At 26.6% G+C, this 23503-nt stretch carries 23 protein-coding genes and 1 tRNA gene; 9 read left to right on the forward strand and 15 right to left on the reverse strand.

Annotation, left to right across the window (positions count from 1 at the left end; translation table 11 throughout):
* Positions 1-303: 303 nt before the first annotated feature.
* Positions 304-963 carry a response regulator transcription factor gene (locus CJ670_RS00825; RefSeq protein WP_105938506.1) on the forward strand — a complete coding sequence of 220 codons (660 nt, stop codon included), beginning with the start codon at positions 304-306 and terminating at the stop codon, positions 961-963.
* Positions 947-2767, forward strand: coding sequence for a sensor histidine kinase (locus tag CJ670_RS00830; protein WP_105938507.1), 1821 nt, complete (start codon positions 947-949; stop codon positions 2765-2767). The genes CJ670_RS00825 and CJ670_RS00830 overlap by 17 nt, the downstream gene beginning before the upstream one ends.
* A gap of 698 nt (positions 2768-3465) precedes the next feature.
* Here CJ670_RS00830 and CJ670_RS00835 read toward each other — a convergent pair.
* The 7 genes from CJ670_RS00835 to purB all read right to left on the reverse strand — a co-directional run bounded on the left by CJ670_RS00835 (position 3466) and on the right by purB (position 10759).
* Positions 3466-3858 (reverse strand): DUF1810 domain-containing protein, encoded by a 393-nt coding sequence (locus CJ670_RS00835; protein WP_105938508.1) that lies wholly within the window; start codon positions 3856-3858, stop codon positions 3466-3468.
* Between the two features lie 294 nt (positions 3859-4152).
* Positions 4153-4350 carry a hypothetical protein gene (locus CJ670_RS00840; protein WP_105938509.1) on the reverse strand — a complete coding sequence of 66 codons (198 nt, stop codon included), beginning with the start codon at positions 4348-4350 and terminating at the stop codon, positions 4153-4155.
* An 88-nt stretch (positions 4351-4438) separates the two neighbouring features.
* Positions 4439-4939: a helix-hairpin-helix domain-containing protein gene (locus CJ670_RS00845; protein ID WP_105938510.1), complete on the reverse strand. Its 501-nt coding sequence runs from the start codon at positions 4937-4939 to the stop codon at positions 4439-4441.
* 4 nt (positions 4940-4943) lie between these two features.
* Positions 4944-5933 (reverse strand): OmpA family protein, encoded by a 990-nt coding sequence (locus CJ670_RS00850; RefSeq protein ID WP_105938511.1) that lies wholly within the window; start codon positions 5931-5933, stop codon positions 4944-4946.
* A gap of 28 nt (positions 5934-5961) precedes the next feature.
* Positions 5962-6984 carry a ribonucleotide-diphosphate reductase subunit beta gene (locus tag CJ670_RS00855; RefSeq protein WP_105938512.1) on the reverse strand — a complete coding sequence of 341 codons (1023 nt, stop codon included), beginning with the start codon at positions 6982-6984 and terminating at the stop codon, positions 5962-5964.
* 49 nt (positions 6985-7033) lie between these two features.
* A complete protein-coding gene (locus CJ670_RS00860; protein ID WP_105938513.1) occupies positions 7034-9418 on the reverse strand; it encodes a ribonucleoside-diphosphate reductase subunit alpha in 2385 nt (794 codons plus the stop codon).
* 12 nt (positions 9419-9430) lie between these two features.
* Positions 9431-10759 (reverse strand): adenylosuccinate lyase, encoded by a 1329-nt coding sequence (gene purB, locus CJ670_RS00865; RefSeq protein ID WP_105938514.1) that lies wholly within the window; start codon positions 10757-10759, stop codon positions 9431-9433.
* A 101-nt stretch (positions 10760-10860) separates the two neighbouring features.
* Between purB and CJ670_RS00870 the strand changes: the two genes are divergently transcribed.
* On the forward strand, positions 10861-11763 hold the full coding sequence (locus CJ670_RS00870) for an RluA family pseudouridine synthase (protein WP_105938515.1): 903 nt from the start codon (positions 10861-10863) through the stop codon (positions 11761-11763).
* A 15-nt stretch (positions 11764-11778) separates the two neighbouring features.
* Here the strand turns inward: CJ670_RS00870 and CJ670_RS00875 are convergent, their stop codons facing one another.
* The 8 genes from CJ670_RS00875 to CJ670_RS00910 all read right to left on the reverse strand — a co-directional run bounded on the left by CJ670_RS00875 (position 11779) and on the right by CJ670_RS00910 (position 18052).
* Entirely contained in the window at positions 11779-13041 is a 1263-nt protein-coding gene (locus tag CJ670_RS00875; protein WP_105938516.1) for a homoserine dehydrogenase, read from the reverse strand.
* 12 nt (positions 13042-13053) lie between these two features.
* Positions 13054-14265 carry an LL-diaminopimelate aminotransferase gene (locus tag CJ670_RS00880; RefSeq protein ID WP_105938517.1) on the reverse strand — a complete coding sequence of 404 codons (1212 nt, stop codon included), beginning with the start codon at positions 14263-14265 and terminating at the stop codon, positions 13054-13056.
* A 4-nt stretch (positions 14266-14269) separates the two neighbouring features.
* Complete coding sequence (locus CJ670_RS00885) at positions 14270-15076, reverse strand: hypothetical protein (RefSeq protein WP_105938518.1); 807 nt, start codon at positions 15074-15076, stop codon at positions 14270-14272.
* Between the two features lie 12 nt (positions 15077-15088).
* The gene (gene rlmB, locus CJ670_RS00890) at positions 15089-15778 is read right to left on the reverse strand and encodes a 23S rRNA (guanosine(2251)-2'-O)-methyltransferase RlmB (RefSeq protein WP_105911348.1); all 690 of its coding nucleotides are present in this window, start codon (positions 15776-15778) and stop codon (positions 15089-15091) included.
* A gap of 15 nt (positions 15779-15793) precedes the next feature.
* Entirely contained in the window at positions 15794-16615 is an 822-nt protein-coding gene (rsmI, locus tag CJ670_RS00895) for a 16S rRNA (cytidine(1402)-2'-O)-methyltransferase (RefSeq protein WP_105938519.1), read from the reverse strand.
* A gap of 9 nt (positions 16616-16624) precedes the next feature.
* Complete coding sequence (gene rpmE, locus CJ670_RS00900; protein ID WP_105911350.1) at positions 16625-16828, reverse strand: 50S ribosomal protein L31; 204 nt, start codon at positions 16826-16828, stop codon at positions 16625-16627.
* An 80-nt stretch (positions 16829-16908) separates the two neighbouring features.
* Positions 16909-17784 (reverse strand): tRNA (adenosine(37)-N6)-dimethylallyltransferase MiaA, encoded by an 876-nt coding sequence (miaA, locus tag CJ670_RS00905; RefSeq protein ID WP_105938520.1) that lies wholly within the window; start codon positions 17782-17784, stop codon positions 16909-16911.
* Between the two features lie 4 nt (positions 17785-17788).
* Positions 17789-18052: a hypothetical protein gene (locus CJ670_RS00910; protein ID WP_165785162.1), complete on the reverse strand. Its 264-nt coding sequence runs from the start codon at positions 18050-18052 to the stop codon at positions 17789-17791.
* A 20-nt stretch (positions 18053-18072) separates the two neighbouring features.
* On the opposite strand from CJ670_RS00910, the gene mqnP reads away from it, so the two are divergent.
* The 6 genes from mqnP (at position 18073) to CJ670_RS00940 (ending at position 23497) form a co-directional block, all read left to right on the forward strand.
* The gene (gene mqnP / locus CJ670_RS00915) at positions 18073-18948 is read left to right on the forward strand and encodes a menaquinone biosynthesis prenyltransferase MqnP (RefSeq protein ID WP_105938522.1); all 876 of its coding nucleotides are present in this window, start codon (positions 18073-18075) and stop codon (positions 18946-18948) included.
* Between the two features lie 47 nt (positions 18949-18995).
* A tRNA-Arg gene (locus CJ670_RS00920) sits at positions 18996-19072 on the forward strand.
* Between the two features lie 106 nt (positions 19073-19178).
* Positions 19179-22220: an Eco57I restriction-modification methylase domain-containing protein gene (locus CJ670_RS00925; RefSeq protein WP_105938523.1), complete on the forward strand. Its 3042-nt coding sequence runs from the start codon at positions 19179-19181 to the stop codon at positions 22218-22220.
* Entirely contained in the window at positions 22217-22705 is a 489-nt protein-coding gene (locus CJ670_RS00930) for a hypothetical protein (protein WP_105938524.1), read from the forward strand. Before CJ670_RS00925 ends, CJ670_RS00930 begins: the two co-directional genes overlap by 4 nt.
* Positions 22698-23087, forward strand: a complete 390-nt coding sequence (locus CJ670_RS00935; protein ID WP_105938525.1) for a hypothetical protein — start codon at positions 22698-22700, stop codon at positions 23085-23087. The genes CJ670_RS00930 and CJ670_RS00935 overlap by 8 nt, the downstream gene beginning before the upstream one ends.
* Positions 23088-23242: 155 nt before the next feature.
* Positions 23243-23497, forward strand: coding sequence for a hypothetical protein (locus tag CJ670_RS00940; protein ID WP_066183714.1), 255 nt, complete (start codon positions 23243-23245; stop codon positions 23495-23497).
* Positions 23498-23503: the final 6 nt, after the last annotated feature.

The following is a 23503-nucleotide window of genomic DNA, read 5'->3' on the forward strand; positions in this document are numbered from 1 at the left end:
GCAAAAGAGTGTAAGCAGATCAAATTATTGATAAAAAGTATCTCAAAAGATGAGATACTTAGCAAAAAATAAAATTGAATAAATACTTCCCTACGATTTATATTAATTCATCTTGTGTAAAAAAATTATATAAAAAAGATGTAAGATAAATGTAATATTTTTAACTTTTTTAATATAATTTAATTTTATTTAAAAAATATTACATTTATTTGACATTAGTTTCATATAATGGGCTTATAAAAATGTAAAGTTATATAAAATGTTTAAATAGATTAAAAATAAATAAAAGAGTATTAACAATTAATGAAAGTTTTAATAATAGAAGATGACGTACTATTAAACTCTACTGTTACAGATTTTTTAATTCTTAAAAATCATGAAGTAACTTCTACTTATGAGGGAGTAGAAGCTATTAATAAAATTGATTTAAATAAATATGATATGTATATAGTCGATATAAATATACCGAATATAAATGGTTTGGATATTTTAAAATATATCCGTCAAAAAGATTTAATATCTCCAATTATTATTATAACTGCTTCAATGGAGTTAGAAAATTTAAAAGAAGCATATAATAATGGGTGTAATGAATATATAAAAAAACCATTTTATTTAGAAGAATTAGAAATAAAAATTAATAAAATTACAAATGAAAAAATAAATAATGTTATTCAAATTTCAAATACTATATTCTATGATACTGATTATGAAGAGTTATTTATTAATGGTCAAACAGTAAAATTAAGAAAAAAAGAGAGAAGATTACTTTATATTCTTCTAAAAAATCTAAATAAGACTGTTTCAAGTGAAAAATTAGAAAGCTATGTTTGGGAAAATGATATAAGAGAGGCATACCCTTTAAGACAATTAGTAAATGATTTAAGAAAGAAGTTTAATAATGGTGAAAGTTATATCTTCACGGATAATGGATTAGGTTATAGATTTGAAATTAAAAAATAAAATATATATAATTCAGTTTTTTATATTTGTATCTTTTTTTCTCTTTTTTTACTTTTTATATACAAATTATGAAAAAAATTATGAAAAAACCTTAAAAAATTCTATAAATCAAATTATTGAAACAAATAAATATCATATAGAATACACATTTAGGAATATTAATAAAGATTTTAGATCGAATCAAAATCTATATTTTAAAATTCATGAATATACTAAAAATGAATATTTAAAAAATCCAAATATTAATTTAGATACTTTAAAACAAAATATTAAATTAACATTTGATATTAAAGATATTGATATAGATATACTTTTAATAAATAATAATTACACTATTACAGATGCGACTTTCAAAAAAGATATTGGATTTAATTTGAGTGTAATAAAAGATGCAAAAATGTATTTAGATAAAACAAAAATTGATTCTAAAATTTATGTTGCAAATGTTATTTCAGTGGATATGTTAGATTCAAATATTAATATTTACTCATATTCTAAATTAAATGAAAATCAATTCTTTGAAGTGGGATTTAAATTAAAAAATAATATTTATATAGATATTAAAAGAGATTTAGAAAATATACATAAAGAGACAAATAATAAAATTACAATTTATAGAGTAGCTGAAGATTCAAAAGGTGATGAATTTTATGATGATTTATTAAATAAAAATCTAAATTCAAATATTTCAAAAAAAGAGTATGAAGTTTCTTTAATAAAATTTCCAAAAAATGAACCAACAACAAATAACTATATAAATGCATTTAGGAAGCAAACTATTATTAAAGAATATAGTGACAATAAGATTATAGTTTATTTACCACTACTTAATGTTAATAAAGATATTTCACTTTGGGATAATTTAATGATGAAAGTAGAAATTGATATTTCAGAGCAAATTAAAACATTAAATGAAACTAAAGAAAATTTTATAATATTTGGATCTATTTTGTTGCTTTTATTGGGAAGTCTTTATTATATTATTAGATACAATTTTTATAAGCCTATTATTGATATAACACAAACTCTTGAAAAAGAAGAAAAAATTAATAGTTTACATCTTTTAGATAAATCAGATGAATTTGGAATTTTGGTTAAAGAGTATAATAAATTATATGATACTTTAAAAAGTGAAATTAAACTTAATTCTAAACTTTTAGATGAGAATAAAAGATTTATAGCAGATACTGTTCATCAAATAAGAACACCTCTTACAAATATTATGATGAACGGTGAGATGGTAAAAAAATTTCAAAATGATGATAATCTATCAAAATATATAGATAAAATTGATGCTTCTGTTAATATGCTTTCAAACTCTTATGAAGATTTAGCTTATATAACTACCTATGACACTATTGAGTATCAATCAAGTAAGATTTCTATAAGCAATATGTTAAATGATAGAATTAAATTTTTCTCAACAATCTCAAAAGTAAATCTCAAAGAGATAGTTTCAAATATTCAAGATGATATTTATATTTATATAAATGGAATAGAATTAGAAAGGATAATTGATAACAATATTTCAAATGCTATAAAATATGGAACAATTAACAAACCTATTTTTATAAATCTTTATTTAAAAGAAAAGAATAAAATAGTATTAGAATTTTATTCTTTTGGTAAAGCTATAGAACATCCTTCTAAAGTTTTTGATAAAAATTATAGAGAAGATGAAGGAAAAAGAGGATTAGGATTAGGACTTAATATGGTTAAAAATATTTGTGATAAATATAACATCTATTATAGTTTGAGATATGAAAATGATAAAAATATTTTTACTTATACTTTTGGGCTGTAACTAATTTTCAGTTAAAATCAATCTTCATTTTTAAAAAAGCTTGTAAATTAGAAAAAATAATTGGATGATTTCAAAATAAGAGTTTGCTTGATTATACTTTAAAAATTTTAGCATTACCAATTATTTGATTTAAAATATTTAATCTTTTTTGTATATTTATAAATTTAATTTGTTATTTTTAAATTTCAATCCAATCAGATTCATCAAAATCTTCATCTGTAACGAATTTCATAACTTCTCCTTTATGTAATTTAAAAATTATATAAATTAAATGTAATATAAATGTCAGATTTATGTTTTAATATATCTAAAATTTAAGATAATGGATTTATTATAAAATATAAAAAATATCACATCATTTCTAATAATCTTATTTAAATCTAGTGATGTAAGATTAGTTCACTTTCAAGTTAGTTATTTGATGTAAAAATAGTTCAAAATTACATAAAAAAGTAGAAATAGTAAATACTTTTAAAAGAACTAACTTACTCAAATGTTATTATTATGTGTTTAGACTTTCGATTTAAAGATTTCGAATGTATCAATCTTAAAAGATACGTATTAAAGGTAATTCTATAATTAATAATGGTGTTTTTTTATTTATAACAATTTAATAAGCACTAAAAATATTACTATAGAAAAGTATTATTAGAAATTACTTTTCAAAATGAAAAAAAGAAGGTACTAAAAAGTAGTAATTAACCTACTTTCTGTACTGTAAAATCACATTTATCATCAAAGAATTTGTTTAAAACTTTTTCATAAATTTCATTAGGATGTAGAGCATCAAATAAAGTCATTGATGATTTTAATTTCATAGCATCAATAGGACCTAAAATTTGTGTTGCAGATTTATCTGATTTTAAAAGTAATTCACAACATTCAATCAATCTTTCTTTAAGAATTGTGTTTTTAGTGTATTCAATAGCTTCTTCTTTAGTTAAACTATATTTTTTAGCTATATCACTTTGACCCAAACCTTCAATTTGTGGAAATATAAACCACATCCAATGAGTGTTTTTTTGTTGTTGTTTTAGTTCATCAATAACTGTATTATAAATTGGGTTTTGTGCTTCAATAAATCTTTTCATTTCTAAATCCTTAATTATATCTGTAGGTGTAATGATACTATAGAAATTGTAATTTAAAATATGAGATATTTTGTTTGTAAGAGGTTTTTTAATTTAAGAATATATTGTGAGTAGTTTAGATGGTTTGTAAGGATTTGACCGATTTGTGTTGTTTAGAAGAGTATTTAGAAATAAATTTTAAAAGATGATGTTAAAGATTATATAAATTTTATAATCATAAAAGATTCCATGAAAGTTTAGAGTATAAAAAACCAATGGAAGTTGTTTTAAAAGTTTGAATTCCAGCAACAAAATCTAAAGCCTCACTAGAGTATTAATTCCCAAAGATTCTAAATCAGAAGCATATAAAACAGTCATTGCTGTTGGTTTATAATCTATATTTAGATTTGTTTTATCGCTATAGTCATTTAAATTGTCTAATAAATTTTCCAACTCTTGCGAAAAAGAACTTATAGCTAAAGAAAAAAATAAAATAGCCTTTTTTAAATACATTTTTTATTCACCTAAATAATGATTTTTTAATATTATATTTAAAAAGCGTGATGAAGTGTGATGTTTTTTAATAAGATTTTAGAACTTACTATTTTGTATTTAACTCTATGTTATCTTCACCTGATTCATCTAAAAGCTTTTGACTATAGTTTGTTTCTCTTCCTGTTTTTAGGATTTTTGCTTGATCAACCCATTGGTTTGCTCGTACATAGTTTGGAAGATTTAAGAAATTTTCTATCCACTCTGCATTTTTTGTAGACCAAATTGATATTTGTTCAAAATGATAAATTCCAAGTTTAAATAGTTCATTTTCTATATCTTCATCGATACCTTTTATTTTTTTAAGATTATCTTTTTTATTTGATGAGCTTAAAACCATTGGTTTGAAGTCTAAACTAGCACTTTTATTGAAAATAGGATTTATTTTAAACTTATTCTTTTCGGTAATATTTGTATCTCTATTTTTACTACTTTGTATAGAGTTAAATTTCTCTTTATTCCCTTTTCCTATAATATAACCAACAACTAAACCTAAAATAAATGCAACTGATAAATTTATAACAATATATTGTGCGATTTCTACTAGCATATTATTAATCCCCTATAATAAATTCTACTCTTCTGTTTATTTCTGATAATCCATTTTCATCATCTTGTGCAATTGGTTGTTCATTTCCATATCCAACTGCTTTAATTCTATTTTTATCAACACCAAAGCTCTCTAAAATCTCTTTTACTCTATTTGCTCTATCTTGAGATATCTTTTTATTTAGCTCTTTATTTCCTCTTGAATCTGTGTGTCCAGCAATTTCTATATTAAAGTTAGTATTTTCTTTTAAAATATTACTAACTTTTTCTATAAGAATTTTTGATTTCTCTGTTGGTTCTACGCTTCTTCTTTCAAAAGAAATTTTATCTGTTATAAAAATATTATTAACAGAAGATTGTACATCATTTTTTGACAATATTTTATCTTTTTGTTCGTTATTTTTATCTATTTCATCAAAATTTTCATTTTTTGTAACATTATCTATATTTAAATCAATTAAATTATCTTTTTTTTCATAAATATTAGTTTGTATTTCATATTTATTGATTTTTGATATAACAGTTGTTATTAAATCTTTATGATTATTATCTTTTAATTCACCTTCTAGGAGTAATTTATTTCCATCAAAGCTTATTTTTGAACCATTTTCAAAATTATCTTTTAGAAGTTCAGTAAGTTCTGAAATCTGTCTTAATAAATCTTTGCTAACCTCACTATTTTCTAAAATATTAATATTTTGAGTGGCGTTGATTTTTAGAAAATCAAGAACTTGTTTTGCAACTTCATTGCTTGAAAATGTACCACTAAGAAATAAAAGATTATTATTTTTAGAAATAACAAATTCAGATGGTTTATAACCAGCTTTTTTGAAGAAATCTTCACTAAAGAACTTAAAGATGCCTTTTTTATCTTTTAGTTCTATATCCTCTTTTTTATTTGTAAAATAATCTTCATAACTAAAAGTATATATAGAAACTATGTTTAAAGATACAAATAAAATCAGTAAAATAAAAATCTTAATAAAAATTGACATTTTGTCCCCTATCTTTTTTTGCTAAATTTTAGAAATCATCAAAATCTATACTACCTTTTGAGTAGTTTACAACATTTCCTTCAAAGAAATTTGTTCTTTGGTCATTAAATGAAGCATAACCATCAACCCAAGGAATAGGGTGTTTTACATTGTACTCTGGTCTATATCCAACTGCATCAAGCCTCTTATCTGCAAGATATTGAATATATTGAGTGATTATTCCGTCTGTAAAACCTAAAATTTGACCTTGAGTAATATATGCTCCCCAAGATGCTTCAAGTTCAACTGCTTTTCTAAACATAGATCTTACAGTCTCTTCTAATTCAGGAGTAAATAATTCGGGTCTCTCTTTTCTAACACTATTTATCATATTTTGAAATAGTAATAGATGAGTAACTTCATCTCTTTGAATAAATCTAATCATCTGAGAGCTTCCAAGCATTTTTCCACTTTTTCCTAGAGCATATATCGCTGCAAATCCAGCATAAAAATATAGACCTTCAAGAATTTGATTAGCAAAAAGTGCTAAAAGCAGTTTTTCATCAGTTAATTCACCATTTGATAAATCTTCATAAACTCCAGCAATATAAGTATTTTTTTCTCTTAATTTAATATCTGTTTTCCACATATCATAGATTAAATCTGTATTATCGGAAATACTCTCAACCATTACAGCATAAGATTTACTATGATTTGCTTCTTCATAAGATTGTCTGCTTAGACAAGCATTTATTTCAGGAGCAGTTATATATGGATTTATATTATCCATTAGATTATTTGTTTGTAAACTATCCATAAAAATTAATTGACTTAATACTAAGTCATACATTCTTTTTTCGGCTGGTGTTAAATACTTATAATCTTTTGCATCTTGAGTCATTTGAACTTCTCGTGGAAACCAAGTATTTGCTTCCATTGTATCCCAAAGATTTAAAGCCCATTGGTATTTCATTTTTGTAAAATTTATCATACCATCACTATTCCCACCAAAAACTCTTCTATCGTTTAAACTCTCTTTAGAATCTGGGTTGTATATAGTTTTTCTTTCCATTTCATTCCTTGTATGCTAGTAATTTTATATTTTTATTCTTAATTTGATTTTACTGGCAACCAGCACATTCCATACTTCTATCTTCAACATCATTTTTTGCTTCTGGACTTTGACTTCTTAAATAATATGTTGATTTAAGTCCTAGTTTCCAAGCTAGAGTATAAATTTCATGTAGATATTTTCCACTTGCTTTATCTAAACTCATGAATATATTTGTACTTTGTCCTTGATCAATCCATTTTTGTCTAATTGCTGCTGCTTTTACAACTTGAAGTTGGTCTATTTCAAATGCAGGAGTGTAAAAAGACCAAGTTTCTGGACTTAGTTTTGGTGCAACTACTGGAATTAGACCACTTAGATTTTCTTCAAACCATTTTCTTTTATATACAGGCTCAATAGCTTGTGTTGTTCCTACTAAAATAGATATAGATGATGTTGGAGCAATTGCCATTAGGTAACCATTTCTCATACCATCTTTTTTAACTTTTTCTCGTAAAAATTCCCAATCACAAGAGTTATCAAATAAATCTTTGTCTACTATAGCATTTACAGCTTGAGGAGTGTGGTCATGTGGCATAATTCCCTTGCTCCAATTTGAACCATCAAAAGTAGGATAAGCGCCTTTTTCAATTGCTAAATTTGAACTTGATAAAATAGTATTGTATGAAATACACTCCATAATTTGATCTATTTTTTTAAAATGCTCATTACTTCCCCAAGCAATCTTTTGATTTGCCAACATCTCAGCTTCACCCATAACACCAAGACCTATTGCTCTTGATTTTAAGTTTGTAGCTTTTACTTTTCTTAGTGGATAAAAGTTTAAATCTATTACGTTGTCAAGCATATTTACAGCTATTGGTACAACTCTTTTTATATCTTCACTTTGATTTATTCTTGATAAATTTATACTTGCAAGATTACAAACAGCAGTATCTCCATCTATTTTTTGTTTTTCAACTATAAATATTTTTTTACCATTTATACTATCAAGTGCAGTTACTTTATTTGCTTTTTTTGTAATTCCACCATCAACTACTACTAAATCTTCTTCTTCAAAAGTTTTTATAGTACCATCTTCAAACTCTATTTTTATTTTATAGTGATTTGGGTTTGTATTTTGAAAAATCTCTGTACAAAGATTTGAGCTTCTTATATGTCCTGCATGTGGATTTGGATTTGCTTTGTTTGCACTATCTTTAAAACATAAAAATGGACTACCGCTTTCAAAATATGAAGTTAAGATTTTTTTCCATAAATCTTTAGCTTTTATTCTATTTTTTGTAACACTATCATTGTTTTCATAAGCTATATATTTTGCTGTAAATTCTTCACCAAAATATTCACTCAAGTCTTTTACTTCAACAGGGTCAAATAGTGTCCAATGAGAATCTTCTAAAACCCTTTCCATAAACAGATCACTTATCCACAGTGCTGGAAATAAATCATGAGCTCTTCGTCTTTCTTCTCCACTATTTTTCTTTAAATCAATAAAATCCATAATATCCATATGCCAAGGCTCAAGATAAACTGCAATTGCACCTTTTCTTGTACCTAATTGATCAACAGCAATAGCAATATCATTTGTGATTTTCAAAAATGGAACAGTTCCACCAGCTGCACTTTTATGACCATCAATAGCACCACCAAGACTTCTTATTTGGTTCCAATCCCATCCAATTCCACCACCATATTTAGATAGTAGCGCCATCTCTTTGTAACCATCAAAAATACCTTCTATATTATCAGGACTTGAACCAATATAGCAAGAACTAAGTTGATGTCTATTTGTTCTAGCATTACTTAATGTTGGAGTTGCAAGCATTACTTCAAATTTAGAGATAACATCATAAAACTCTTTTGCTTTTTCTTGTTTTTTCTCTTCATTTTGAGCTAAAAACATAGCAATTGCCATAAACATTTGTTGCGGTAACTCTATTGGTTCACCTTTACCATTTTTTAGTAAATATCTATCATATAAAGTTTTAATTCCTAAATAGTTAAATAAAAAGTCTCTATTTGGATCAATATATGAGTTTAAATCATCCAAATCATAACCATTTGCTAAGTTTGGAATAATTCTTCCAGCGTCTATACCAAATTTAATATAATCTTTTAAATGTCTATAAGCCTCACCTTTTACTCCATAAGTTGCAATTCCAACTCTGTGATATAAATCGTATAAAAATAATCTTGCAGCAACAAAAGTCCAATTTGGAACATCAATATCAATTTTTTCAACTGCTGTTTTTATTAAAGCATCTTGAATATCACTTGAATTCATTCCATCGATAAATTTTATATGTGAGTCAAGTTCTAATTCACTTTGACTAACTCCATCAAGTCCTGCTGTTGCTTCTATACTCATTTTTTGGATTTTTGTAATATCCAAAACCTCTTTTCGCCCATTTCTTTTTTGAATCATTATTGTCATTTAAATCCCCTATTAATTAAAAACTCTATTGAAAATCTTTTCTACATTTTTTGTATAGTAGTCAAAATTAAAGCACTCTCTAATCTCATTCTCACTTAAAGATTTTCCAAGTTCATCATCTGCAAGTAGATATTGAAGATACAAAGACTCACCTTTTTCATTTGTTGTTGGTTTTCCTTGTTGTATCTCTTGCCATACTTTCATAGCATTTCTTTGTACTATTTTATATGCATCTTCTCTACTAACACCTTTTAGTGGAAGTTCTAGTAAAACTCTTTGAGAAAATACAAGTCCACCAGTTAAGTTTAAGTTTTTCATCATATTTTCAGGCATTACAGTTAAATTTGCTATTACACTATCCATTCTATGAAGCATAAAATCTGTTGTAATAAATGCATCTGGTAACCAGAATCTCTCTGTTGAAGAGTGTGAAATATCTCTTTCATGCCAAAGTGCAACATTTTCTAAAGCTGGAGTTACATAAGCTCTAATCATTCTTGCAAGTCCTGTTATATTTTCAGTTAAAATAGGATTTCTTTTATGTGGCATTGCAGAACTTCCTTTTTGCCCAGCTGCAAAATACTCTTCAGCTTCATAAACTTCAGTTCTTTGAAGATGTCTTACTTGTACTGCAAATTTTTCTACACTTGAAGCCAAAAGAGCTAAAGTTGTAGCAAGTCTTGCGTATCTATCTCTATGAATTACTTGATTACTACAAGGTTCTGGTTTAAGTCCAAGCTCAGCCATCGCATACTCTTCAAGCTCTAAAGGTGCATGTGCAAAATTTCCCATAGCTCCAGAAATTTGACCAACTGCAATAACTTCCATAGTCTGCTCAAGATTTTTTAGGTGTCTTTTAACTTCATCATACCAAACAGCAAGAGTTAAACCAAAAGTTATTGGCTCTCCATGAATACCGTGGCTTCTTCCTACCATTAAAGTATATTTATGCTCGATTGCTCTTTTTTTGATACTCTCTAAAAGCATTTGAACATCTTTTATGATAATTTCTAAAGAGTCTCTCATTTGCAAAGCAACACCTGTATCAACAGCATCTGAGCTTGTCATTCCATAGTGAAACCATCTTGACTCTTCACCTAAGCTCTCAGATACACTTGTATTAAATGCTATTAAATCATGTTTTGTAATAGCCTCTATCTCTTCAATTCTTTCAACACTAAATTTTGCATTTTTTACTATTTTTTCACAATCTTCATCTGGAATAAGACCCAATTTATTCCAAGCCTTTACAGCTGCTTTTTCAACTTCAAGCCAAGCTGCATATCTTGCTTCTTGTGTCCATTTTGAACTCATCTCTTTTCTTGCATATCTTTCAACCATAAAATACCCTTCTAATCATATTTCTATATTTTTTATTATATTATTTTGTTAAAAATTAAGGGATATTGTATCCATTATGAACTTAAAATAGGAAGATAATTTTGCCGTTTACACTCAAAAAATTCAAAGCAATCAAAGACAAAAAAATTCAATTTTTTTTAGAAGATGATTTAGGATATAGCCCTAAAATAGCACAAAAACTAATAGGAAAAGGAAGAGTTTTCAGAAGCGATATGAGTGCTTTTAATCCAAGCGAACTAATTGATTGTGATGAGATTTCTATTGGAGTTTTCGAAGGAGTTAGCAGGGGGTTAAAACCTCTTTTAGAGTTCAAAGATTTTGCAATTTTTGATAAACCAACTCATCTTATGGTTCATCCAATATCTAAAAATACTCCTTATTCTTTGCTTGATGAAATAAGATTTCATTTTGGAGAGAATGCAAATTTGATTCATAGAATTGATGCTGAAACAAGTGGTTTGGTAATTGTTGGAAAAAATAAAAAGAGTGAAATAGAGCTAAAAGAGATGTTTCAAGAAAAAAAATATCATAAATCATATCTAGCTATTGTTTGTGGGAAAATAGAAAAAGAGATAAAAATTGATAAAAATATAGATAAAGAGGGACTTTTAATTGGTGTTAAAATGAAAACTTGTCAAAAAGAAGAGGGTGGAAAAGAGTCTGTTACTATTATAAAACCTATTAAATATAATAAAGAAAAAAATTTGACACTTATTGAAGTAATCCCACTAACTGGGAGGCAACATCAAATAAGAGTTCATCTTAATTCAATTGGATATACAATTTTAGGAGATCCAATTTATGGTATTGATGATGAAAATGCAGAAAATTATTTAAATAAAACTTTAAGTTTGGAAGATAGATTCAAAGTTACAGGTTCAAGTAGACTTTGGCTTCATGCAAACTATTTGGAGTTTATTTATAAAGATATAACTTACAAAATATATTCAAAAAATCAAGATTTAAAAAAAGAATTCTTTTAAAAAAAATAGAAGAATTTAATCTTCTATTCTTATCATAGCGGGTTTTTTTAGAACTACTTGAGAGTGTTCAAGTTCATCAATCGCTTTTAAAATATCTTTTTCAACACAAGTGTGAGTTGTTAAAAGTAGGTTTGCTTTTTCATCTTTTTTTGCTTTTTGCATCATATTTTCTATTGATATATCATTATCTCCAAAAACTTTTGCAACTTTTGCTAAAGTACCTGTTTTATCAGCAACTTCAAGTCTTAAATAATATTTTGTTTTAATCTCATCTTTTGGCATTAAAGTTGGTTTCGTTCCTACTTGTTTTTCAAATCCAAGCATAGGAGAGCCTTTACCTTTTCTTGCAATATCAATTATATTTGCAATAACGGCACTAGCCGTTGCATCTCCACCAGCACCTGCTCCATAAAACATAGTTTCACCAACTTTATCTCCAACAACAGAGATTCCATTCATAACACCATCAACTTTTGCTATCATTTTTTCTTGTGGCACTAAAACAGGATGAACTCTAAGTTCTATTTGATTTCCTACTTTTTTTGCAATTCCTAGAAGTTTTATATTGTACTCAAACTCTTTTGCAAACTCTATATCAGTTTTAGAGATATTTTGAATACCTTCAATTAAAATATCTTCTGGTTTTACATCTATTCCATAAGCAATTGAACCTAGAATTAAAAGTTTATGAGCTGTATCAAATCCACCAACATCAAAAGTTGGATCAGCTTCTGCATAACCCAAATCTTGAGCTTCTTTTAAGATAATATCATAAGCAATACCTTCATTTATCATCTTTGTAAGCATATAGTTACAAGTTCCATTCATAATACCTTGAATAGATTTTATATTGTTTGCACTCAAACCATCTCTTAAGGCATTTATGATTGGAATTCCACCAGCAACTGCAGCTTCAAATTCAAAAGGAGTATCACTTGCAAGTTCTTGAAGCTCATATCTATGATATGCTAGCAGTGCTTTGTTTGCAGTAACCACTGCTTTACCATTTTCTAAAGCTCTTTTTACTATCTCATAAGGTTTTTCAATTCCACCCATAAGTTCAACAACTATATCAATACTATCATCTTCTAAAACTTTAGAAACATCATCTGTAAGCTCTATTTGCACATCTCTTTTTTTATTTAAATTTGAAACTACTCCAATAGTAGGAACAATTTCAACTCCAGCTCGTGCAGTTATAATATTTTTATTATCTCTTAAAATATTTATAACACTTGTTCCAACTGTTCCTACTCCAATAATTCCAATTTTAAGCATTATTATTTTTTCCTATTCTAATGTTTTTAAATATCTTTTGATATTTTTTGCAGCTTGTCTAATTCTTTTTTCATTTTCAATCAAAGCAATTCTTACATACTGGTCACCATAATGTCCAAAACCAATTCCAGGACTAACAGCAACTTGAGCTTCTCTTAAAAGTTGTTTAGAAAACTCCAAACTTCCTAAATGTCTAGCTTTTTCAGGTATTTTTGCCCAAATAAACATAGAAGCATTTGGTTTATCCATAACCCAACCAGCTTCAGCAAATGATTGAAGCATAACATCTCTTCTTTTTTCATATTTAGCAACTATCTCATCAACACAATCTTGCGGACCATCAAGTGCAACAGTTGCTGCAATTTGAATTGGAGCAAACATTCCATAATCAAGCCAAGATTTTATTCTTTTTAAAGCACCAACAAGTTTTTCATTTCCAACAATAAATCCAACTCTCCATCCAGCCATATTATATGATTTACTTAAAGTAAAGCACTCAACAGCAACATCTAAAGCACCTTCAGCTTGGAAAATAGATGGAGTTTTATATCCATCAAAAGTAATATCAGCATAAGCAATATCAGAGATTATATAAAATCTCTCTTTTTTAGCCATAGTTACAAGTTTTGTATAAAACTCAGGCGTTACAGTTGCACAACTTGGATTGTGAGGGAAGTTTACAACTACATATTTTACTTTTGGAATTGATTCATCTATAGTTTTTTGAAGATTTTTAAAGAAAAGCTCTTCATCTACTTTAAACTCATTATCAAACACTAATTCAAATTTATGAATAGCAGCACCATTTAGCATAAAAGCATATGAGTGAATTGGATATGTTGGGTCTGGAACAACAGCAACATCACCAACATTTACAATAGCTTGAACTAAATGCACATATCCCTCTTTTGAACCCATTGTTGCACAAGCGTGTTTATCTGGGTCTAAAAAATCTACATTATATTTTCTTTTGTACCAATTACAAATAGCAAGTCTTAATTTATATATTCCAATACTAGCGCTATATCCGTAGTTTTTTGGTTTACTTGCAGCATCTTTTAATTTATCAACAATATGTTTTGGAGTCTCTCCATCTGGATTTCCCATAGAAAAGTCAATTACATCAACTCCAGCTCGTCTTGCTTCCATTTTAATAGCATTAACTTCTGCAAACACATAGTTTGGAAGTCTTTTCATTCTTTCAAATTCAATTTCATCAAACATTTTATTACTCCTTAGTAATATTTAAACCATTTTTTATATTTGTTAAAGCATAAAAATCATCTATTTTTATAAATCTTGTATTTGTTGGAACATCAACTCTTAGATTTTTATGCAAACTCTCACTCTCAAAAACATCAATTACATTAAAACTATCATCATAAAAAATAATATTTGGATACCAACTATTTCCTACATTTGAATCAATTTTGATTGAATCTGTATTCGCAATCTCCAAAATGTATGGCTTTATTGGTTTTTTTAATGAAACACTAGCTCTTGTAACTAAATCTTCAGCTCTATAAATAGAAGATTTTTTTGAGTCAATATAATAACTCCATTTATTGTTACCCTCTTTTTTTATATCAACAACTCTACAATTTGCATTTTGTAGTTCTTGTGATAATCTAAGAGGGTTTATGGCGGCTGCTGTTTGTACTTTTATACTCCATTTTAGCTGATTTTGTGAAACACTTTGATTTATTGTTACAAAATTTTGAATACCTATTGCTTTTAAAATATCATTTATATTTTTAAAAGATTTTTTTGGATCAGAGTTAAATATAAAAGTTGCTTCAATAGATTGAGTAGAACCTAAAGAAAGTTTTAAAAGATTGTTGTTTTGTAAAGTTTGAGAAATTTTTGCATAATCAAGACTTCCATTTGTATAAAAATAGCTTTGATTTTTGAAAAGAGTATTAATCAAATTTCTATGAGTATTGAAATCACTACTTCCAATTATTCCTAAAACAGCTTGATTTATATTTGCATTCAAGCTTAGGCATAAAAATATTATTAGTAGTAGTTTTTTCATATATTTTCCTTTTTATCTTTTTAAATTGTATATTAAAATAGCAGCTGCTGAGCTTACATTTAAAGAATCAAATTCGTGTTCCATTTTTATTGAAACTTTTAAGTCTAATTTTTTTGCAACTTTTGGAGAAATTCCTGCACCTTCATTTCCTAAAAATATTGCAACTTTATCAGTTTTTTCTATTTTTCCATATTTTTTTAAATCAACTCCATCAGTTGTTGCACCTATTAGTGTAAAACCAGCATCGATTAATTCACTTGCTAAATCTACACTTCTTGGATGAATTGCAAAAGGTAAATCAAGCAAAGCTCCAGCACTTGTTCTTATAGTTCCAGAGTTGCTTATAGTTTTGATATCCGCTGCAATCATTCCATCAACTCCCAAAGAGTAAGCAGTTCTTGCAATTGCTCCAATATTTCCTACATCTGTAAGACCATCTAAAACTATAATAAAATTCATATTTTTTATCTCTTTAAGAGGTGCATAGTGATAGTCACTAAGTTTTAAAATAAGACCTTGGTGATTTCCACCTTTTGCCAAAGCTTGAGCTTTTTGGTTATCAACTTTGTGAATTTTTTTATTTAGTTTTGCAAATCTTGAAAAAAGTTTACTATCAATCTCTTTTGATAAAAAAATCTCTTCTATTAAATCTTGGTGTTTTTCAAGCACATATAAAACTATTTGTTTTCCGTATATTATCATTTTTTCTCGTTTAAATTAATTTTGGATTTTATCCAATAATTCTTGATAAATCTCTTTTACGCTAGCACCTGTAAGCTTTGCTATTAACTTTGCTTTTATTTTTGGAGCAATATCAAGCGGTAAAATATCATCTAATTCAAGATTAAAACCAAATTTCTCTTTTGGTTCAACTACTACAACCCATTCACCTTTTATTTCAATATTCTTTAACTCTTCATATAGATTTTTTGCACTATTTTTATATGTTTTTTGATAAAACTTACTTATCTCTTTTACTAAAAACATTGTTCTATCTGGTTCTTTTTTATTTAACTCTTCAAGAAGTTTTAAAAGTCGATGAGGTGATTCATATAAAATACCAACTCTAGAACTATTTAAAACCTCTTCAAGTTTTGAAGCACGACTTGCTCCTTTGTGGTCTAAAAAACCAAAAAATGTAAACTCTGTACTAATAAACCCACTCATAGCAAAAGCTGTTAAAATTGCATTTGCTCCAGGGATTACATCGAAAGCAACTTCGTTTTTTATGCACCAATCAACTAAACTAGCTCCTGGGTCACTAATGCAAGGCATACCAGCATCGCTACAATAAACAACATTTTTAGTAAAAGTATCTTTTGTTAAATTTTTTAATATCTCTTTTTCATTGTGAGAGTGAAAAGATTTGAACTCTTTTTGTGAAAAATCTAACTCATATTTTTCGCCTAAAAGATTTAGAAGTTTTTTTGTGACTCTTGTATCTTCACAAAAAATTAGTTCCGCTTCCAATAGAGCCTTTAAAGACCTTTTTGAAATATCTTCAAGGTTTCCTATTGGTGTTGGAACTAAGCACAACATAGCAATAAACTATTTTGCCATATTATATTTAGCTTTGAATTTCTCAACTCTTCCAGCAGCATCAACTAATTTTTGCTCTCCTGTAAAGAATGGATGACAATGTGAACAAATATCAACTCTTAAAGTCTCAGTATTTGATTTTGTCTCAAAGCTATTTCCGCATGCACAAGAAACTTGACATACTTTGTAATCTGGATGAATGTCTTTTTTCATTCCATTTTCCTTTTTAAAATTAATCGTTTGGAAAAAGATCAAGTCCTTGCAAGTCCTTTACCAAACTTTTGAACTTGCGATTATATCGAAAAATACTTAATAATCTCTGAATTTAAGCTAGGAATTATATTTGAAACTCTATTTGTAAATTGACCTTTGTTAAAAGTATTTTGTCTTTTTGCAAGTTTTAAACTGTTTTGTATAATTTTATCTTCCAACTCTTGCTTTGATATTTTGCCATCAAGATACTCTAAAGTTTCTACTATTCCAATGCTACTCATACAATTTGGGCTTCTTGTATATTTTTTTTCTAAATATATAATTTCATCTATAAGTCCAGTTTTTATCATCTGTTTTGTTCTTATTTTTATTCGATTTATTAATTCATCTTTTTCCCATAAAATCTCAAAAATTGGAAGGTTTGGGCATAGAGCAATTTTTGGGTTTTTCAAAAAATATTCACTTGGAGTTAGTCCACTTTGTTTATAAATCGAGTAGGCTTTTTCTACTCTATATTTATCATTTGGCTCAATTTTTTGCATATACTCTTTATCCAAACTATAAAGCAAATTATAAGTATCATTTAAACACATATCTAAATATGTATTTTCTTTTAAACCATCACTTATTCCATCAACTAATGCTTTAAGATAAAAACCTGTTCCACCTACTATTATTAAGTTTTTCATATTTTTTTTTGCATATTCTTTTGCATTTTTATACAAATTTAAAAACTCAATAACATCAAATTTCTCATTTGGAAAAACTTCATCTATCCCAAAATGAACTATATCAGCTCTTTCTATTTTTGTTGGTTTTGCACTTGCTATATCTATTTCTTTATATACACAAAGAGAGTCCAAAGATAAGATTATAGAGTTTGTTTTATTTGCTATTTCAAGTGAGAGTGCTGTTTTTCCTGAAGCTGTTGTTCCTATTATTGCTAATTCTTTCATTTTTTTAATCTACTCTTTTTTTTGTAGCTCCACACTGTTCAAGCTCTTTTATAATATCATTTATATCTTTCTCTTTTTGTGCCAGTTGATCTAAAAGATTTGATATATCAGCTGTATTTGAGTTATCTATAGATTCATCAATTTTTGTACTACAAGATGTAAAAAGTAGAGAAAAAATACTTAAAAGTATTAGAAATATATATTTTTTCATAATTAATTCCATATTAAAATTTGATTGATTATAACCAAAAAGCATTAATTTACTCATTATTTGATAAAATCCAGCCCATGGAAAAATTAATAAAAAAAATAAAAGATTTTAGTGAACTAGTGATGTTTCAGCACTCTGTTTTTGCTTTACCATTTATATTTATAGCTATGGTTGTATCTTCTTCACAAGTAAATGGAACTCCTTGGTTTGGATTTAAACTTTTGATTTTGGGAACTTTATGTGCAGTATTTGCACGAAATTTTGCAATGGGTTTCAACCGTTTTATGGATAGAGATATAGATGCTTTAAATCCACGAACAAAAAATAGACCAAATGTAGATGGAAGAGTATCTGCAAAAGCTATGTTTTTATTCTTTGTGGCAAATGCTTTTGCATTTATTTTAGTAGCTTATTTTGTAAATGATTTGGCTTTGATTTTATCACTTCCTATTTTGATAATAATTGGTTCGTACTCATACTTTAAGAGGTTTTCTTATTTAGCACATATTATTTTGGGTATTTCTTTGGCTCTTGCACCTATTGCTGGGGTTGTTGCTGTTAGTGAAACTATTCCTTTTTGGGTGATACTTCTTAGTATTGGAGTTATGTTTTGGGTTGCTGGGTTTGATTTACTTTATTCGCTACAAGATATTGATGTAGATAAAAAACTAGGTCTTCACTCAATTCCTTCAAAATTTGGTGCAAAAAAGACGATGCTTTTTTCAAAAGTTTTCCACTTTTTCACAGTTTTATTTTGGCTTTTATTTGTTATTTACTCATCTGGTTCATATTTTGGATATTTAGCAGTAATTATAAGTGCCTTGATGCTAAGTTATGAGCACTATTTAGTTTCAAAAGATTTTAGAAAAATAGATAGAGCATTTTTTACTGTAAACGGTTATTTAGGAATAGTTTTCTTCTTTTTAATAGTTTTAGATAATATCTTCTTCTAAAATTTTTAAGCAAAATTAGGATAAACTTCAATCCTAATTTTTCAAGTGCGTCTGTAGTTCAACTGGATAGAATACTCGGTTTCGACCCGAGGGGTTGTGGGTTCGACTCCTACCAGGCGTACCACTTTAAAATTTTTATAAAATCAATTTTTAATTTTCCAATTTTTATCTTCTTTTTCAAAAAAAATGGTAACATTTAAACTTAACAAAATCACACAAGGTCTATTTTTATGTCAATGTTTCAAAAATCAATAATAAATAGTGCAAAACAAGATGAAGCTAAAGTTGCACTTCGTTGGGCTTCATTTCAAAAGTTTTTAGCAAAAGTTGAATATATAAAAACAGTAAAAGAGGAAAAATATCAAGATGGTTTTTTGGTAGATATTTTTGAAAACTGCTTAGGCTATACTCTTGATATGACAAATCCAAAATCTTTTAATCTTGAGCGAGAAAAGAAAAATGAAACTGATAGTAAAAAAGCAGATGGTGTAATTTATGTAGATGAAAAAGTTATTGGAGTGATTGAGCTAAAAGCTCAAGATACAAGAAACCTTGACAAAATAGAAACACAAGCATTTAACTATCACGCTTCGCACTCAAACTCAAAATATATAATAATCTCAAATTTCGATGAACTAAGATTTTATGTAGATAAAAAGACAGCTTATGAGAAGTTTAATCTTTTTACTCTAAATTATGAAGAGTTTAAAAAGCTTCATCTTTTAATCTCTTATGAAAGTATAAAAGCTGATATTCCTCTAAAATTAAAAGAAAAATCAAACAGCTTTGAGCAAGATATATCTAAAAAACTATATAAAGATTTCTCAAACTTTAGAACACTTCTTTTTGAAAATATTGTAAAAAATAATCTAGGAAATGGGATTTTAATCCCATCTGTTTTAAATGGTGAGGTTGAAACCTCACTTCCAAACCAACAAACACTTCTAAGACTCACTCAAAAACTATGCGACCGTATTATTTTTATTTTGTTTGCAGAAGATAGAGATTTGCTTCGTTCAAATATGATAAAAGAGATTAGAGAGGAGTTTATAAATCAAAAGTTCACAAACTATACTTTATATGATATTTATAAATTCTACTTTGATGCTATAAACAAAGGAAACGACAAACTACAAATCCCTCAATACAATGGAGGACTTTTTGCAGTAGATGAGCTTCTTGATAGTTTGATTATAGATGATTATATTTTAGATGATAATGTACAAATACTTTCAAACTACGATTTTGCAAGTGAAATATCTGTAAATATTTTGGGACATATTTTTGAGCAGAGTTTAACAGACCTTGAAGAGCTTCAAGCAAATATAGATAATGTAAACTTTGATAAAACAAAATCAAAAAGAAAAAAAGATGGTGTTTTTTATACTCCTGAGTACATCACAAGATATATAGTTGAAAACACTTTGGGAAAAATGTGCCAAGAAAAAAGAGAAGAACTAAAAATTGGAAGTGAGACTTTAGTCTCACCATCAAACCCAAAAAAACTAACAAAACAAGAGCAACAAACAAAAGATAACCTGCAAGAGTATAAAAACTGGCTTTTAAATCTAAAAATACTTGATCCTGCTTGTGGAAGTGGAGCTTTTTTAAATCAAGCTTTGGAATACTTAATATCTGAACACAAAAATCTTCAAAATGATTTAGCCTTAATGGGCGATCTGTTCGCTTCTTATATGGTAGAAGAAGAGATACTTGAAAACAATCTTTATGGTGTAGATATAAATGAAGATGCAGTGGAAATAGCAAAACTAAGTTTGTGGCTAAGAACTGCAAAAAGAGGAAGACCGCTTACTAAATTGGTAAATAAAATAAAATGTGGAAACTCTTTGATAGATGATAAAAATGTAGTTCCAAATGCTTTTGTTTGGCAAGATGAGTTTAAAGAAGTTTTTGAAAATGGTGGTTTTGATGTAGTTATTGGAAATCCACCGTATATAACTTTTGCACTTGGTAAAAAACAAGAATTTGAAGATAATGAAATCGAATATTATAAAAGTAAATTTCCTTTATCTTCTGCATATAAAGTTAGTTCATATTTAATTTTTATTGAAAAATCTTTAGGACTAATTTCAAAAACTGGTTTGTTATCTTTTATTGTTCCTAATACTATTTATACAAATTATTTTTATGCTAATTTTAGGAAATATTTAATAGATGATTTTTCAATTCATAGTTTATTTAATTTAGAATATGAAGTTTTTGAAGATGCTGATACTGGTGGTTCATCTATATTTGTTATTGGTAAAGATGAAATAAAAAATACAATATTGCTATCTTCAAAAAGTGAAAAAGAATATTCAACTCCTTACATTTTTAAATTAAATCAAAACGAATTTAAAAATATTCCCGATAATAAATTTTTATTTTCAGATAGTTTGATTTCTTTATGGAATAAATCTTTTGAAGATTCTATATCTCTAGGAAGTGATAATTTTCAATTTTACAATGGTATAAAAACTGGAGATAATAAAAAGTTTTTATCAGAACAACAATTAGATGACAGATATAGACCAATAATAAGAGGTAGGGATTTTTATAAATATACTCCTTTAGTAAATGAAATATATGTATTGTTTGACCCTGAACAATTATGGAGTAATACAAATGAATTAATGTATCTAGTAGATGAAAAATTAATTTTTAGACAAACATCTGACCATTTAGTAGTATCTTATGATAATAAGAAAAATTTTACGATGGATACAACACATTTATTATTTGATAAATCACAAAAATTTAATCATAAATATTTATTATCAGTTTTAAATTCTAAATTATTAAATTTCTTATATCAAATAATTGTTCCAGAGGTTGGAAAAACTTTTTCTGAAGTTAAAATAGTCAATTTAAAAAAATTACCCATAAAAGAAATAAGTTTAAAAGAGCAAGAACCCTTTATCCAAAAAGCTGATTTAATGCTTGAATTAAATAAAAGATTACAAGAGCTAAAACAAAACTTTATAAATGAATTAAATCTTGAAAAAGTTTCTACAAAACTACAAAAATTTGAAGAACTAGATTTTGATGATTTTGTAAAAGAGTATGCAAAAGCAAAGAAAATAAAATTTGCTGATAAATTAGAAGAAAGAAATTTCAAAAACGACTGGCAAAGACTTTTTGAAAATGATAAAAAAGAAGTTTTAGAAATCCAAAACCAAATCAATATTACAGATAAAGAAATCGACCAAATGGTTTATAAACTCTATGATTTAACTCCTGATGAGATTAAAATTGTGGAGGGTGTGTTATGAAAAATATTATAGTTCAAGTAATAACAGAAAAAGGAATTTATATTATTTTGGCAGTTATTGGGTTTTTATCTAGCATAACAACTATGTTTATTGATTTAAATGCACAAATATCAATTAGATGGTTTTTGGCTCTTTTAACAATCTCTTTATTTATCCTAATTGTTTTTTTTAGTATATTAAATAAAATTATTTGGGAAAAACAAATTATAGATACAATAAAAATAATTCAAGTTATAGATGATGATAGATTGATATTAAAAACTAACCAAAAAATTTCTATAAATTCACTATTAGCTATATATCATCTAGACAAATTATATGAAGAGCTACTTTGTCTTTGTCTTGTTGAGAATATTCAAGAAAGTGGATTGATATCAATAAAAATAATAAAAGTATTTTCTGAAAAGATAGATAAAAATTTAATAAAAAAAGGAATAGTAAAAACTACTATCCCAAATAATATACTAGGAGAATTAAATGTTTAAAGTTATAAAAGTTATTGATGATAAGACATTAGTTATTAATGCAGGATTTAAAAAGAATATTATAGATAACTATGAATTTTTAGTATATGAAATAGGAGAAGAACTATTTGACCCAGATACTAATGAAAGTTTAGGAAAATTAGAAATTATAAAAGGTACAGCTAAGCCAATACATATACAAGAGAATATGACTATTATTAAATCAAATAAGTATAATACGGTAGAAGATAAAAAGATAATAAAAAAATCTAATCAAGGGCTATCACTATTTTCAGGCACCCATATTGAAGAAATTATTGAACCTAGAGAAAAAACTATTAAACCATTTGATAATCCAGCGATTGGAGATTTTGTGAAAATTTTGAATAAATCAATTTCTTAATACATTAAAATATCATAATTACAATGAATCATATTGAAAAGTTTTTAGCAAACGACACAAAAGGATTTGAAGCCAGAAAAGAGCTATTTGAAAAAGCTTAAAATATAAAAATCAAATATGATATAATCTAAAACTTGATTTAAAAAGGATTTTTTATGAAAACTTTAACAATAGATATTCAAGATAGTTTTTTGAAAGAGTTTCTAAACTTTGTACAAAAAAGTCAAAATAAAATATTAGTTCGAAATAGTAGCGATTATGAAGATATATATTTTGATGATAGAAAAAAACAACTTCAAAAAATAAGAGAAGATATAAAAGATGGCAAAGAAAAGCTTTATTCAATAGATGAGTTTGAGAAAAGATTTGATTTATTTGAAAAAGAAATAGATAAAAAATATGCAAATTAAACTTTC

The organism is Arcobacter cryaerophilus gv. crypticus, from assembly GCF_002993025.1.
Taxonomy (GTDB): Bacteria; Campylobacterota; Campylobacteria; order Campylobacterales; family Arcobacteraceae; genus Aliarcobacter; species Aliarcobacter cryaerophilus_B.

What these genes read in the sequence shown, in the direction of transcription:
- CJ670_RS00825 (WP_105938506.1), top strand. Translation starts at nt 304, where the DNA reads ATGAAAGTTTTAATAATAGAAGATGACGTACTATTAAACTCTACTGTT.
- CJ670_RS00910 (WP_165785162.1), bottom strand. Translation starts at nt 18,052, where the DNA reads ATGAGTAAATTAATGCTTTTTGGTTATAATCAATCAAATTTTAATATG.
- mqnP (WP_105938522.1), top strand. Translation starts at nt 18,073, where the DNA reads ATGGAAAAATTAATAAAAAAAATAAAAGATTTTAGTGAACTAGTGATG.
- purB (WP_105938514.1), bottom strand. Translation starts at nt 10,759, where the DNA reads ATGGTTGAAAGATATGCAAGAAAAGAGATGAGTTCAAAATGGACACAA.
- CJ670_RS00880 (WP_105938517.1), bottom strand. Translation starts at nt 14,265, where the DNA reads ATGTTTGATGAAATTGAATTTGAAAGAATGAAAAGACTTCCAAACTAT.
- miaA (WP_105938520.1), bottom strand. Translation starts at nt 17,784, where the DNA reads ATGAAAGAATTAGCAATAATAGGAACAACAGCTTCAGGAAAAACAGCA.
- CJ670_RS00850 (WP_105938511.1), bottom strand. Translation starts at nt 5,933, where the DNA reads ATGTCAATTTTTATTAAGATTTTTATTTTACTGATTTTATTTGTATCT.
- CJ670_RS00840 (WP_105938509.1), bottom strand. Translation starts at nt 4,350, where the DNA reads ATGTATTTAAAAAAGGCTATTTTATTTTTTTCTTTAGCTATAAGTTCT.
- CJ670_RS00935 (WP_105938525.1), top strand. Translation starts at nt 22,698, where the DNA reads ATGTTTAAAGTTATAAAAGTTATTGATGATAAGACATTAGTTATTAAT.
- CJ670_RS00925 (WP_105938523.1), top strand. Translation starts at nt 19,179, where the DNA reads ATGTCAATGTTTCAAAAATCAATAATAAATAGTGCAAAACAAGATGAA.
- rpmE (WP_105911350.1), bottom strand. Translation starts at nt 16,828, where the DNA reads ATGAAAAAAGACATTCATCCAGATTACAAAGTATGTCAAGTTTCTTGT.
- CJ670_RS00845 (WP_105938510.1), bottom strand. Translation starts at nt 4,939, where the DNA reads ATGCTAGTAGAAATCGCACAATATATTGTTATAAATTTATCAGTTGCA.
- rlmB (WP_105911348.1), bottom strand. Translation starts at nt 15,778, where the DNA reads ATGATAATATACGGAAAACAAATAGTTTTATATGTGCTTGAAAAACAC.
- rsmI (WP_105938519.1), bottom strand. Translation starts at nt 16,615, where the DNA reads ATGTTGTGCTTAGTTCCAACACCAATAGGAAACCTTGAAGATATTTCA.
- CJ670_RS00930 (WP_105938524.1), top strand. Translation starts at nt 22,217, where the DNA reads ATGAAAAATATTATAGTTCAAGTAATAACAGAAAAAGGAATTTATATT.
- CJ670_RS00860 (WP_105938513.1), bottom strand. Translation starts at nt 9,418, where the DNA reads ATGACAATAATGATTCAAAAAAGAAATGGGCGAAAAGAGGTTTTGGAT.
- CJ670_RS00875 (WP_105938516.1), bottom strand. Translation starts at nt 13,041, where the DNA reads ATGCTTAAAATTGGAATTATTGGAGTAGGAACAGTTGGAACAAGTGTT.
- CJ670_RS00940 (WP_066183714.1), top strand. Translation starts at nt 23,243, where the DNA reads ATGAAAACTTTAACAATAGATATTCAAGATAGTTTTTTGAAAGAGTTT.
- CJ670_RS00855 (WP_105938512.1), bottom strand. Translation starts at nt 6,984, where the DNA reads ATGGAAAGAAAAACTATATACAACCCAGATTCTAAAGAGAGTTTAAAC.
- CJ670_RS00885 (WP_105938518.1), bottom strand. Translation starts at nt 15,076, where the DNA reads ATGAAAAAACTACTACTAATAATATTTTTATGCCTAAGCTTGAATGCA.
- CJ670_RS00835 (WP_105938508.1), bottom strand. Translation starts at nt 3,858, where the DNA reads ATGAAAAGATTTATTGAAGCACAAAACCCAATTTATAATACAGTTATT.